At 35.5% G+C, this 13,114-nt stretch carries 12 protein-coding genes; 10 read left to right on the top strand and 2 right to left on the bottom strand.

Annotated features, from left to right (window positions below; all coding sequences use genetic code 11):
• Position 1: 1 nt before the first annotated feature.
• The 7 genes from ATHE_RS09755 to ATHE_RS09725 all read left to right on the top strand — a co-directional run bounded on the left by ATHE_RS09755 (position 2) and on the right by ATHE_RS09725 (position 10,341).
• The gene (locus ATHE_RS09755; protein WP_015908321.1) at positions 2-3,607 is read left to right on the top strand and encodes a fibronectin type III domain-containing protein; all 3,606 of its coding nucleotides are present in this window, start codon (positions 2-4) and stop codon (positions 3,605-3,607) included.
• 37 nt (positions 3,608-3,644) lie between these two features.
• A complete protein-coding gene (locus ATHE_RS09750; protein WP_015908320.1) occupies positions 3,645-4,478 on the top strand; it encodes an S-layer homology domain-containing protein in 834 nt (277 codons plus the stop codon).
• Between the two features lie 101 nt (positions 4,479-4,579).
• A complete protein-coding gene (locus tag ATHE_RS09745; protein WP_015908319.1) occupies positions 4,580-5,380 on the top strand; it encodes an ABC transporter substrate-binding protein in 801 nt (266 codons plus the stop codon).
• A 17-nt stretch (positions 5,381-5,397) separates the two neighbouring features.
• A complete protein-coding gene (locus ATHE_RS09740; RefSeq protein WP_015908318.1) occupies positions 5,398-6,060 on the top strand; it encodes an amino acid ABC transporter permease in 663 nt (220 codons plus the stop codon).
• Positions 6,047-6,838 carry an amino acid ABC transporter ATP-binding protein gene (locus tag ATHE_RS09735; RefSeq protein ID WP_015908317.1) on the top strand — a complete coding sequence of 264 codons (792 nt, stop codon included), beginning with the start codon at positions 6,047-6,049 and terminating at the stop codon, positions 6,836-6,838. The genes ATHE_RS09740 and ATHE_RS09735 overlap by 14 nt, the downstream gene beginning before the upstream one ends.
• A gap of 122 nt (positions 6,839-6,960) precedes the next feature.
• Positions 6,961-7,872, top strand: coding sequence for a DMT family transporter (locus ATHE_RS09730; protein WP_041727409.1), 912 nt, complete (start codon positions 6,961-6,963; stop codon positions 7,870-7,872).
• 3 nt (positions 7,873-7,875) lie between these two features.
• The gene (locus ATHE_RS09725; RefSeq protein WP_015908315.1) at positions 7,876-10,341 is read left to right on the top strand and encodes an MBL fold metallo-hydrolase; all 2,466 of its coding nucleotides are present in this window, start codon (positions 7,876-7,878) and stop codon (positions 10,339-10,341) included.
• Between the two features lie 82 nt (positions 10,342-10,423).
• On the opposite strand, the gene ATHE_RS09720 is transcribed toward ATHE_RS09725, so the two are convergent.
• Positions 10,424-10,870 (bottom strand): C-GCAxxG-C-C family protein, encoded by a 447-nt coding sequence (locus ATHE_RS09720; protein WP_015908314.1) that lies wholly within the window; start codon positions 10,868-10,870, stop codon positions 10,424-10,426.
• A gap of 125 nt (positions 10,871-10,995) precedes the next feature.
• Between ATHE_RS09720 and ATHE_RS09715 the strand changes: the two genes are divergently transcribed.
• The 3 genes from ATHE_RS09715 to ATHE_RS09705 all read left to right on the top strand — a co-directional run bounded on the left by ATHE_RS09715 (position 10,996) and on the right by ATHE_RS09705 (position 11,954).
• Complete coding sequence (locus ATHE_RS09715) at positions 10,996-11,277, top strand: ArsR/SmtB family transcription factor (protein ID WP_015908313.1); 282 nt, start codon at positions 10,996-10,998, stop codon at positions 11,275-11,277.
• A gap of 108 nt (positions 11,278-11,385) precedes the next feature.
• Positions 11,386-11,592 (top strand): 4Fe-4S dicluster domain-containing protein, encoded by a 207-nt coding sequence (locus ATHE_RS09710; RefSeq protein ID WP_013429793.1) that lies wholly within the window; start codon positions 11,386-11,388, stop codon positions 11,590-11,592.
• Positions 11,593-11,597: 5 nt separating this feature from the next.
• Positions 11,598-11,954, top strand: coding sequence for a hypothetical protein (locus ATHE_RS09705; RefSeq protein ID WP_015908312.1), 357 nt, complete (start codon positions 11,598-11,600; stop codon positions 11,952-11,954).
• Between the two features lie 113 nt (positions 11,955-12,067).
• Here the strand turns inward: ATHE_RS09705 and arsB are convergent, their stop codons facing one another.
• Entirely contained in the window at positions 12,068-13,114 is a 1,047-nt protein-coding gene (gene arsB / locus ATHE_RS09700) for an ACR3 family arsenite efflux transporter (RefSeq protein ID WP_015908311.1), read from the bottom strand.

Below are 13,114 nucleotides of genomic sequence, written 5' to 3'. Positions count from 1 at the left end.
GATGAAATCCATCGCAATTAAAATAGTTTCGATTTTCCTTTTAATATCTTTTTTGATTGCTTTGGTTCCCCAAAATCTAATAGCACAGCCTGCAATTGTTCTTCCTGCACCTCAGGGTTTGAATATAGCAGTTGTAAATAATCTTCCGAGGATGGAAGTAGCTCAGGATGGAACTATAACACTTTATTTTTCTTGGCAATACAGTTATTCTGACTTTGATTACTTTGAGCTGTATCTTGGTGATGACCCCACAAGATTTCCTTATGGATATACCATATACAAAAATGACCCAAACCTCACAGTTTCAAATGGCAATTATACTTATAAAGTTCAGAGTCTTCCGAATGGGCAAAAGATTCCAAGCGGAACAATTTTTTATGCCAAGGTAAGAAGTGTGAGAGTTTTACAGGAACAGACAGGAAATGTTGTTTATTACTCTTCGTATTCAAATACAATTGTGTTTTTGACACCTATTTTTGTTGAATGTTATACAAATGCTGAAGATGCCATTGATATAGTGTGGGATGATGTTTACTATTCTGGCAAAAGAATAGATTATGACATATATGTGTCAAAAGACATAAGCTTTACAACTCCAACGAAGTATCAGATAGATGGTGACAGGATAACCTTACTTCAGAGCCAAAAACCGGGTGGAAGAGTTGAAATTCTGCCAGGCAGGAAACTCAAATATACAGCAGCAGGACTTTCGCCAAGTAGCCTTTACTATGTAAAAGTTTTGCCGAGAAATTTGCCTCAAGAAGTTATCTGGCGTGACCCACAGACATACACACCACCAAATATTAAGGTAATCGGTGAGGCGGCAACATACATTCAGGCGGAGGCTCAGAGAATTGCTGACAATGTTGTGTGGTTAAGGTGGGCAAAGGTATCAATTGCCGAAAACGAATATGAAATTTACAAAGGTAGTAAAGATCAGATACCTACTTTAATTGGTACAGTTTCGGCGAACGAGTTTTTTGCTGTTGTTAGTATCACAGATGATGTGTTTTTCAGAATACAGGTTGATGTTTTTGATAGTTTTGGCAGAAAGGTGTCTATCAGATCAAAAGACTTGTATGTTCATCCATATACACTGCCTTTTGCACCACCTGCGGCAGAAAATTTGACTGCTTTTCCGAAGTCTCAAGATACAATCTCTTTAAGATTTAAAATACCAACAGATAAAGATGTTGTGTATGATTTTTATTACAAAAAATATTCGGATAGCAATGTTGATTTTACTCTTTTTGTATCCAATTATCAGATGAAAAGTTCTGATGAGGAAAAGGACGAGAACAATCTTCCCACAGGATATTATAGGTTTGACATCACAGGTCTTGAAAAAAACACTGTTTATGTTTTAAAGGTTGTGGTGAAGAAGAGGTTTTATGATTATGAACAGGGGACATACATTTACAAGGAATCAACCCCTGCTTTGACAATTTCATATACTACTTCTGGCGACATAACTCCGCCAACCACTCCAACACTTTTGTCTGTTGTATATACAACTTACGATTCTGTAGTTTTGTCATGGCAGCCTGTAACTATTGCAGGTATCCAGCCGCCGACTGTAGACAGGAGCATCTTCTATGAGGTCAACTTTGCAGTGTACCAGGTTGGAATGGATATAACTAATCCAGAAAATCTTGATATAGCAAGTTTCCAAAAGATATCACTTTCTGACTATCAGGTAGATCAATCAGGCAAGATAGTTTTCAGGGTAAGCAGTCTCTTGCCAAACACAAGGTATGTATTTTTTATAAGAGCTGTGAGAAAGATTGACAGTAGTGTATACTATTCATTACCATCCAATGTTGTAATGGCAACAACGCTGATAAAATATGAGGTGCCGCTACCTTCTTCTGTTCCAGTTGTTGAAAATTTGAGCGTTGTGACAACAACGTATAATTCTGCTCTGCTTTCATGGAGCTATATAGAGAATGTATATTTTGAAGTTCAGTTATCAGAAGACATTAAAAACTCAAATGCATGGCAGATTGCATCTGACAGTTTTAAACCTTCTTTAAAAGAGATTGATTATACCACCGGCCTTTGTTATTTCACAGTTCAAAACTTAAAACCTGATACGCTCTACTATTTTAGGGTTAGGGCATATATCATCAAAGACAATCAGAAAGTGTATTCAGAGTTTAGCAGTCCTGTTTTTGGCAGAACACAAAAGGTTCCTCCACCGAAAACTCCAGTAGCTTTTGGTATAAAAGACTACGGGAAAGACTACGCCATTTTTGTTTGGGAGATTGCCGAGACGGGAAGAAGATATGTTATTGAGGTAGCTGACAATATTTCATTTTCAAACTCCCAGAAGTACACAACCGGCCCAGATACAACTGAATATAAAGTAATCGGCTTGAAACCCAATACAAGGTATTGGGCAAGACTTTTTGCTATAGCTTCTGATGGTCAGCTATCTCAGTCGACAGAGATTATCTCTTTTGTTACTAAAAAGGATATAAGCGAGTATACAGGTGTGTTCGATTCTGTTCAGGATACAACTCTGCCTTTTATAACTGTAGAAGACCCTGCAAGTGGCAGGATGATAATAGAGATTACCTATAGATATGTCAATGAGTCTTTGGACTCAAAGCCTGTTTTAATTGATTTTACAAAGAGAACAAGTTCATCTATTTTTCAGTTTGTGATAAAAATAAGATACGATGTTTTAAAAGCGCTGGTTAAGCTCAATAAAGATTGCATTGTCACATTAGATGGAGCAACTTCGCAGTTCAATTTTGCTGCCATCGACAGTAGCGACATAGATAAACTGACAGTGTTTGGCGTATCACCATCAAGTATTTATACTGAACTGACATTTATAAGAGCATCTGACAAATATAATGTAAAAGATGCTATCTCTGAAGTGTATGATATCAGGTGCACAGCTTCAAGCTTTACAAAGCAAGTAGGAATATCATATTTTCAAACGCCAGTTAAAATTTCGCTAATAAACAGAGAACCGTGGTCAGTCGCAATACCATATGTTTTTGATTTGACCTCTCTTTCTTGGAAAGAACCAGAAAACGCTGTGTTTGCAAGTGACAATAAAAGTGTAACTTTTAATTTGCAAACACCTCAGGCAGTTGTGATTGTAAGAAAAGGCTTTTACAAAGATATAATTTCAAGCAGCTATGCAACAAAACTTTACAATCTTTTTAAGACTATTGCCAGCGATGATACAAGCGATACAATAGGAATAAAAAACGCTGTCTCAAAACAGGAACTTGCCTCTTTTTTGGTATATTTTGCAGAGAAGAAGAGACTCTACAGGTTTGAGATAATTGATGAGTATATTAAAAAAGCGTACAAGGCAGGACTAATTGAAAATACTCAGGACAATTCTGTTCTTACAAAAGAAGCCGCTGTAGATATGATGGTAAAGTTTTATGAGATTTACACTGGCAATGAAATCTCAGTAGACGATGTTGCATGGACAAAACTTTCTGCTGATGACAGATACTTGTTGTCTTTGAAAAAAGCATACAAGATGGGTTGGCTTTTTGATTATGTTACGTTCAATCCCAAAGAGACAGCAACAAGAGAATATGTTTTAGCATTCTTCTATCATGTTGTTTCGAATATATGATAAGAAATTTTGTGGATAAGAAGGTGAAGAGATCAAGATGAAAGGTTTTCGAAAAGCTCTTATTTGTTTGATTTTAGCAGTGGTCATTTTATGGCAACAAAAAGTGTTTGCAGCAGATGTATTTTGTAAGGTTGAATACTACGTTAATGGAACGAACAATATGCAAGTTGTGCTATATTCAAAGACAAACAAGAGCTACTATGTAAAGGGATTTACAAGAGATTCAGACAGACAGCTAACAGTTTATTTTTCTGACAAAAAAACTTTTTCGTCTGAGTCAAATTCGGTTTTGATTCCGCAGAGCATGTTTATCCTGCCGGTTAGAGTAATTCTTATGCCTTCTGATGGTTCTTTGCTGTTTAGTGACATTAAAAATTCACCGTACAAAGACCACATTCTTTTTCTTGCAAGCATTGGAAAGATTGATGGATATAAAGATGGCACTTTCAAACCGAAAAATATTGTTACCCGTCAGGAGTTTGTAAAGTTTTTTGTAAATGTATTTGATATAAAAATAGAAAAGAACATCAGAAAGTATTCTTTTTCAGATATTCAAAACTGCTGGGCAAAATCTGAGATAGAAACTCTTTATAAGATGGGAATTATCACAGGGATAAAAGATAAACAAAATAGGCTCGTTTTCAAGCCGAACGATGGGGTCACTTATGAGCAGGCATTTGCAATTTTGGCAAGGTATCTTAAACTTAAATCTACCTCAAAAAATGATTATAAGTCGTGGGCAAATCAGTATATAAATGCTTTTGTGGACAATCGACTTATAAATGCCGACGAGATAAAAGGTTTAAAATTAAATAGTTTTGCAACAAGAGAGTGGGTTGCATACATTTTGAGCAAGGCTGTATTTAAGTAGAAACAGTAACTTTGCATAATTTTGATATTGATAAAATTCAAAATGGGTGTATAATTATTAAGGTATGTTTATAAATTAAACCAACGAAAGGGGATATTTATATGTATAAAAAGGTTATAGCTTTGGTTTTGCTAATAGCACTTTTTATCCCGTTTTTAAGCGGATGTACTTCAAATGACCAAAACATGACAACCTTAGAAAAGATAAAAAAGACAAAAGAGTTTGTTGTTGGTATGGACAACACATTTCCACCAATGGAATTTACTGATGATAACAACAACACAGTGGGATTTGATGTGGACTTAGCAAACGAAATAGCAAAAAAGCTTGGTGCAAAGCTAAAGATTGTTGCTGTTGACTGGAGTGGAATCCAGAGCGCTTTAAAGTCCAAAAAGTTTGATGCTATTATTTCATGCTTTAGTATAACAGATGAGAGAAAGAAAGCTTTCAATTTAGCGGGGCCATATCTTTACATTCGTCAGGTTATTGCTGTGAAAAAGGGCGACAGCTCAATCAAAAGTTTTGAAGATTTAAAAGGGATTAAGATAGGCGTTCAAGCAAACACAACAGGTGACAATGCTGTTCAAAAGATGAAATTTATAAACTATGAAAAGGATGTCACACGATACGAAAGAATAACTGATGCTTTCAACGACCTTGACATTGGGAGAATAAAAGCAGTTGTGATAGACAGTGTTGTTGCTTACTATTATAAAAAACAAAATCCTGAAAAGTTTGACATAGCACCTGCACAGCTTGAAAGAGAACCTGTGGGAATAGCTCTCAGAAAAGAGGACAAGGACCTGTACAACGAAATTCAAAAGATTTTAGACCAGTTAAAAAAGGACGGGACTATTGCGAAAATATCTGAAAAATGGTTTGGAGAAGACATTACAAAGTAAAATAGAGGTGGCATGAGTTGACAGAAGTAGTCATAATAAAATACTTTCCTGTTCTTTTGAAAGCAAGTGTTGTTACAATTGAACTTACTGCGATTGCAGTTACAATTGGGCTTGTGTTTGGACTGGTTGCAGCTCTTTTTAGAATTTCTAAAATAAAGCTTTTGAATTATATTGGCAGCTTTTATGTATGGCTTTTCAGAGGCACACCACTGCTTTTGCAGATATTCTTTATTTACTATGGTCTTCCCAAAATTATACCTGCTCTGACACTGCCGGCGTTTTTGGCAGGTGCAATTGCTCTTATTATCAACTCAGGTGCTTACACTGCAGAAATAATAAGGGCAGCAATTTTGTCAATTGACAGAGGCCAGTACGAAGCGGCAAAGGCTCTTGGCATGACTTACCTTCAGACCATGAGATATGTAATTGTTCCTCAAACGTACAAAAGGTTAATACCGCCAATTGGCAATGAGTTTATTGCGCTTTTGAAAGACTCTTCACTTGTGTCAACAATAGGAATGGTTGAGCTTATGCGCGCTGCACAGCTAAAAGCGTCTGCAACAGGAAGGGATGCAGAGATTTATATAGCTGCGCTTGTGATATATTTGGCTCTTACCACAGTTTTTTCTACAATATTTAATTGGCTTGAAAAGAGGCTGGGAAAGTATGAACAACGGTAATGCAGTAAATAACAATAGTAAAAAGATAATAATTGCAAAAGAGATTGTTAAATATTTCGGGCACAATCTTGTGCTGGACAAGGTGTCCTTGGAGGTAAACAGAGGAGAAGTTGTGGTTATAATAGGACCATCGGGGTCTGGCAAGAGCACTTTCTTGCGCTGTCTTAACCATTTAGAGAGAATCAATTCAGGGTATATTGAAATTGACGGGTTTGTCATCGAAGACAAGGGGCTGCATGAAAAACACAAAAAACATAGCTCAAAAGAGATAGCAAGATTTTGTTCACAAATAGGTATGGTATTTCAAAGATTTAACCTGTTTCCTCACATGACAGCACTTGAGAACGTGATAGTTGGACCTGTTGTTGTAAATAAAATGAAAAAAGAAGAGGCAGTGGAGCTTGGGCTTGAGCTTCTTGAAAAGGTGGGGCTCAAGGACAAGGCAAATTCATACCCTTCGCAGCTTTCTGGTGGACAGCAGCAAAGAGTTGCAATTGCCAGAGCTTTAGCTATGAAGCCAAAAGTAATGCTGTTTGATGAACCGACATCTGCACTTGACCCTGAACTTGTGGGTGAGGTTTTGAATGTTATGAAAGAGCTAGCAAGGGAAGGTATGACAATGCTTGTTGTGACTCATGAGATGGGATTTGCAAGAGAGGTTGCAGATCGAGTTGTTTTTATGGATAAAGGGAAGATTGTGGAAGAAGGATTGCCTGAAGAAATTTTCACAAATCCAAAACAAGAGAGGACAAAACAGTTTTTACAAAAGATACTGTAATTGTGGTTTGGTTAAAATGTTTTAAATTTGATAGAAATAATAAGAGGGCTGTCTTTTGTGTTTTAGTGGCAGCCCTTTTTAGCTTGATAGAAAAGATTTTTATACAGAAAGGAAGAAAAAACTTGAGTGGGAAACGAAAGATTTTAGCAGATGCCATTTTGCTTTTTGTTACAATGGTATGGGGAAGTTCGTTTGTACTCATGAAAAACACAGTTTTAGATATGAACCCAGTGGCATTTTTGGCTATAAGATTTACACTTGCCTGGCTGATAGTTTTAGCAATATTCTGGAAAAATCTAAGAGAGTTGAAATTAAGGGAAGTTCTTTATGGTAGTATCATTGGATTTTTTCTATTTGCTGGGATGTTATTGCAGGTTATAGGCTTAAAGTTTACATATGCGTCAAAATCAGCTTTTGTAACTGGGCTGACTGTCATCTTGGTTCCTGTATTTGTAGCTCTGATTGAGAAAAAGATACCCAAAATTAACGTAACAGTTGGTGTAATATTGGCTTTTGCTGGACTTTGGCTTTTAAGCGGTGCAAAGTTTTCAAATTTTAATTTTGGTGATTTTCTTACCCTTCTTGCTGACCTTGGGTTTGTGTTTCAAATTATCTTTATTGACATATTCACCGCAAAAGATAATATAAATACAATAAACATTGCAATTTTTCAGCTGATGAGCGCAGCTTTTTTATATATAATATTTTCAATGATATTTGGTCTCAACCTTACAAATATTAAAATAAATCTAATAGCTATTGTTACTATTTTGATAACAGGTATTTTAGGGACAGCGTTGGCGTTTACTGCTCAAGTGTTTGTCCAGAAATACACAACACCCACTCATACAGCACTCATTTTTTCTGCTGAGCCTGTTTTTGGTGCAATTTTTTCTGCCATAATACCGTCTGGACCAAACAACACAACTGAGATTTTACCTTTGATTTCTTATGTAGGATGTGGTTTAATCTTAATTGGGATGGTTGTAGCTGAACTGAACTTTGACAAAAATCTTGATATGGAGTTGAGTTAAAAAATGGAGATAGTTTTCTTAGGTGGTGCTAAAGAGGTTGGTGCGTCTTGTGTTTTAATAAAAGCTGGTGGCAAGAACATCTTAATTGACTCTGGTATAAGAATGAAAGAAGACAAGCTCCCAAACTTGCAACTTCTTCGCGAGCTTGGCGGTGTTGATGTTTGTCTTATTTCGCATGCTCACCTTGACCATATAGGAAGCCTTCCTCTAATTGCAAGAGAGTATCCTCATATTTTCTTTTATGCAAATCAGCCAACAAAAGATTTGATAAAGGTACTTTTGTATGATAGCTTGAGGATAATGGAGATTGCAGAGGATGAAATACCTATTTATGCTGAGAAAAATGTAGAAGATTTGCTTGATAGAACCCTTACCTATGGATTTAACTATACATTTGAACCCATTGAAGGGATTAAGGTAACATTTTTCCCGGCAGGCCATATCCTTGGTGCTTCCATGATATTTATTCAGACTCAAGAAGGCAGCATACTTTACACAGGCGACTTTTCAGCAGACAGACAGTTGACTGTTGACAAAGCTTCAGTTCCCAAAATTAGACCTGATGTTGTCATATGTGAATCAACCTATGGTGACAGGCTTCACACAAACAGAAATTTTGAAGAAGAAAGGCTTTTTAACACAGTAGCAGAGGTTATATCTCAAGGTGGAAAGGTTTTAATTCCTGCTTTTGCGATTGGAAGAGCTCAGGAGATTATTCTTATCCTCAGAAACTATATGAAAAAAAGAAAGGTCAGTTTTAATGTTTTCATTGATGGAATGGTAAGGGAAGTTATAAGAGTTTATAGAAATAACCCTACTTATTTGTCTTCGCGATATTACAAGAGAGTGTTAAAAGGAGAAGAAATATTTTTCGCAGATAATATAAATGTTGTATCTGACAAAAAACAAAGAGAGGAAATAATTTCTTCTTCAGACCCATGTGTTATAATCTCAAGCTCGGGTATGCTCACAGGAGGACCTTCTGTTTTTTATGCTGAAAAGATTGTACAGAGTCAAAATGCGCTGATTGCAATAACAGGGTATCAAGACGAAGAAGCGCCTGGAAGAAAACTTCTTGAACTTGCCGAACTTCCGGAGAATGAGAGAAAGATTGAGCTAAATGGCAAAGAATATGAAGTAAAGTGCAGGGTTGAAAAGTATGGGCTTTCAGCACATAGCGACAGAGATAGAATACTTGGATTTTTGGCAACGCTCAGACCAAGGACGGTCATTTTTGCACATGGCAGTGAAGATGCAATTTTGCAGATTTCGGATATGGCAGTAAAGGAGCTTGAAGCAAATATAATTGTTCCGCAAAATGGTGAGATAAATTCAATTTCAATTGAAAAGCCAAGAAAGCAGCTATCATTTTTCAATGTTAAGAAACTGAACAATCAAGAACTTTTAAATGAAGAGAACTTGAAACTTTTGTGGCAGTACCTTGTAGAGAATAAACAAGAGTCAAATCACATAACTGCTGAACATGCCATTTTGATTTGGAATGGAAAAGAATTTTTAGAAAAAGATGAAGTAAATAGGGTATTTGAACTCTTAAAGAAGTCGGTTTATTTTGAACAAAACCCCAGAAAACCCTACCTATTTAGAATTTTATCTGCCCAAGAGGTAGAAGAAAGGTTAAAGCCAAAGCCTATGGAGCAGAACAAAATGCGAGAGCTTGCATTTGGAATGTTTTCAGAATATGGACTGTATAAGGTTGGTATGGATATTGAAAACAAAGTGGTTACATTTTACTTTCACTTTCCAGCAGTTTCAAAAAAGATTGAAGAAAAAATAAAAGAATTTGAAAACTTGACACTCTGGAAGGTTGATATAAATCCTAATGTCAATCTCACGTATGCTTCAGAATATATTAAAAATGTTCTAAAAGGTTATAATGTAAATTTGTTGAAATTTTCATATAATCCAGTTATAAACGCTATTGTGGCAAGAATAAAAGAAGATTTTGAAGAAATGAAGACAGTATCTGAGAAATTTTTAGAAGAAACTGGAGTTAGCCTGATATTTGATGTGGAGGGCAAAAAACAAGAAGAAAAGATAGATTTGCAAAAGCCAAGGATGGAGCAAAACAAAGCACTTCTTTTGATTGACCTCTATTTTGAAAATGAAAAAGATAAAATTTACAAAAAAAGTATTAAAGAAGGTGGAAAATATATAGAACTTTCGTTTGTGACACCTTTTGTGGGTGAGAGGTATAAAGACAAGATTGAGGAACTCTCAGAGAAAACCGGCTGGGATATAAAAGTGTCTCAGTCAATAAATCAGGTTGAGATGATAAATATACTAAAAGAGATATTGTCGAAATACAGTATAGAGATTCAAAAAAATCCCAGCATTTATCCTTCAACAAGAGAGGTAAAGATAAAACTAAGTGAAGGGGTACAGGAAGAAATTTTAAAAAAAATATCAGATGAATTTTTTGAAAGGACGGGATTTTACATTAAAATTTAATGAATTTCTTATAGGGATATAATAGGATGGCTTAAAATTAGAATATAAAAGGGGTTGGGGCTAAGAAATCCCAACCCTGCCATTATTCTTTTTTAAATAACATTTCCTCAATTATCTCAGCTGCATCTTTTACAAATTTGGGGCAAACCTTTTTAAATAAACCATTTTCTTCGGCATACTTTCTTCCCTCAGGTGTGCTGATATCACAATCCAATAATTCTTTGCATATTATAGTCTTGTTTCTTTCTTCAAACTTTTTTACGAATTCCCTAACCTTTGAGTATGCATTTGCTTTTGATTCTTTGTCTTGAGGCTCCGAACTTCCGTATTTTAATCCAATCAACATCAAAGCGCCTGTAACTGCTCCGCATACATGGCCTAAGCTTCCTAAACCGCCACCAAAAGGGCAAGCAATCTTTGCTGCGTTTTTTTCGTCCAGGCCGAGCTCAGTACTGTAAGTGGAAAAGACTGCCTGAGAACAAGTAAATCCACTTAGGAATTTTTCCTTGGCAAGTTCACTTCTGTTCATTTAAATGCTGCACCTTCATCAAAGATTTGCTATATTTTGTTATATTATAGCATACACATTTTTAAAAAACAGCTCTTGACATTATTCGAATAATCGAATATAATTTGTTTGAAAGGGGTTTTGGTATGTTAGAAAAAAGTTACAAAAAAATGGCAGAGTATTTTAAGGCACTTTCTCATCCAACACGAATAAAGATAATAGAGTTAGTAGCAGAAAAAGAGAGATGTGTATGTGAAATGATGGAGATATTAAACCTTGATCAATCTCACATTTCCCGTCATTTAACTATTTTGAGAAGTATGGAAATAGTAGAAGACAGAAGAGAAGGCAATAGAGTTTTTTACAATCTAAAAGATAGAGAAAGTTTGGATTTGATACAGACTGTTAAGAAAAAGTTTTTTGATTAGAAACTGAGTGATTTTTTTTGACAAATATATTTGATTATTCAAATATACTTATAATTCGCATATTTAAAAACTCAGAAATTTTTAAGTTTTCGAAGGGAGATGATAATTTTGGCTAAGAATTGGTATCCTATCATAGACAAAGAAAAATGTATTCAGTGTTATCAGTGCGTAAATTTTTGCCCTCATGATGTCTATGAGATAGGTCAAGATGGATATCCAAATGTAAAAAATCCTGATAATTGTGTTGAGTTTTGTAGAGGATGTCAAAAAATCTGCCCTAATGAGGCTATAAAGTATTTTGGAGAGGAGAGGTGAAAGATATGAAAAGAGGTTTGTTGCTTTGTGTTTGCCAAGGAACATGTCCTTCATTTCATAAGATGGATATTTTCGAGGTGTTAAACAGTTTAAGAAGAGAAGGCATATTTGAATGGGTAGGATTGCATCCACAGCTTTGCTCTGATGATGGTGATAAGTATTTGAGAGAACTACTCAAAGGTGCCGAGATAGATCAGCTTTATGTGGCAGGCTGCGATCCAACAATGCAAAAGAAAATGTACCGTGATGCTTTTGAGGCGATAGGTTTTCCAAAAGAAAAACATATAGGTGTTGAAATTAGGAATATGGACACTCAACAAGCAATTGATGCCATTAAAAAAGCGGTTGAAGAAAATAAATAAAAATTTTATTAACAAGCTGTCCGAAAAAAGAGCGGACAGCTTATTTTTTGAATTTCAAAATAAAAACATCCCTACTGTTTGTAGGGATGTCACTAACTTTAATAATTCCTCTTTTATTTAGCATAAAGTTTCTTTTTCAAAAATAGAGCAACATTTACCAAAAGAAGCATAACAGGAACTTCAATCAGAGGACCAATAACTGTTGCAAAGGCTTCACCAGACCCTAAACCAAAGGTTGCAACAGCAACTGCAATTGCAAGTTCAAAGTCATTGCTTGCTGCTGTCAGACCAACAGTTGCACTCTCAGGATAAGGATATTTTCTTTTATATGATGTAAAGAATGTTATCAAAAACATTATAACAAAATACAGCGAAAGTGGTATTGCTATTCTCAATACATGAAGTGGAAGTGTAACAATATACTTTCCTTTTAATGAGAACATCACAATGACTGTAAAAAGCAGTGCTACCAAGGTTATTGGACTTATCTTGGGCACAAAATTCTTTTCGTACCATTCTCTGCCGTTTTTTCTGACCAAAAAAATTCTTGTCAATACTCCAGCTATAAAAGGAATACCAAGATAAATAAACACCGAAATTGCTATTTCTTTCATTGAAATATGCAAAGCAATTGCAGATGTGCTTATTCCAAAAAGTGGAGGAAGTATCTTTATAAACACATATGCAAGTACTGAATAGGTCAGAACCTGCCAGATTGCATTGAGAGCAACAAGCCCTGCAACAAAATCCCTGTCACCATCTGCAAGGTCATTCCACACAAGGACCATTGCAATGCATCGAGCCAAGCCTACCAATATTACTCCTATCATATAATGTGGATAATCTCTCAAAAGCAAGATGGCAAGCAAAAACATGACAATAGGTCCTATAAACCAGTTATATAAGATTGCTATTCCAAAAGGTTTTTTACCTGCTTTTGTCTTTCCTATCTCTTCATATCTTACTTTTGCAAGAGGAGGATACATCATCAAAATTAACCCAATAGCAATTGGAATTGACGTTGTTCCAATGCTAAGTCTATTTAACACATTTGCAAAGTTTGGGAAAAAGTACCCTATCAGAACACCTACAATCATAGCAAGCAAAATCCAAACTGTCAAAAATCTGTCCAGAAATGACAAACCTTTTTTCTGCTCCAT

It is taken from the genome of Caldicellulosiruptor bescii DSM 6725 (assembly GCF_000022325.1).
Taxonomy (GTDB): domain Bacteria; phylum Bacillota; class Thermoanaerobacteria; order Caldicellulosiruptorales; family Caldicellulosiruptoraceae; genus Caldicellulosiruptor; species Caldicellulosiruptor bescii.
This window is presented reverse-complemented; position numbering and strand designations above follow the sequence as displayed.

Coding starts and splice junctions, on each gene's coding strand:
- ATHE_RS09735 (WP_015908317.1), top strand. CDS start 6,047: ATGAACAACGGTAATGCAGTAAATAACAATAGTAAAAAGATAATAATT.
- ATHE_RS09715 (WP_015908313.1), top strand. CDS start 10,996: ATGTTAGAAAAAAGTTACAAAAAAATGGCAGAGTATTTTAAGGCACTT.
- ATHE_RS09705 (WP_015908312.1), top strand. CDS start 11,598: ATGAAAAGAGGTTTGTTGCTTTGTGTTTGCCAAGGAACATGTCCTTCA.
- arsB (WP_015908311.1), bottom strand. CDS start 13,114: ATGGAGCAGAAAAAAGGTTTGTCATTTCTGGACAGATTTTTGACAGTT.
- ATHE_RS09725 (WP_015908315.1), top strand. CDS start 7,876: ATGGAGATAGTTTTCTTAGGTGGTGCTAAAGAGGTTGGTGCGTCTTGT.
- ATHE_RS09745 (WP_015908319.1), top strand. CDS start 4,580: ATGTATAAAAAGGTTATAGCTTTGGTTTTGCTAATAGCACTTTTTATC.
- ATHE_RS09720 (WP_015908314.1), bottom strand. CDS start 10,870: ATGAACAGAAGTGAACTTGCCAAGGAAAAATTCCTAAGTGGATTTACT.
- ATHE_RS09755 (WP_015908321.1), top strand. CDS start 2: ATGAAATCCATCGCAATTAAAATAGTTTCGATTTTCCTTTTAATATCT.
- ATHE_RS09750 (WP_015908320.1), top strand. CDS start 3,645: ATGAAAGGTTTTCGAAAAGCTCTTATTTGTTTGATTTTAGCAGTGGTC.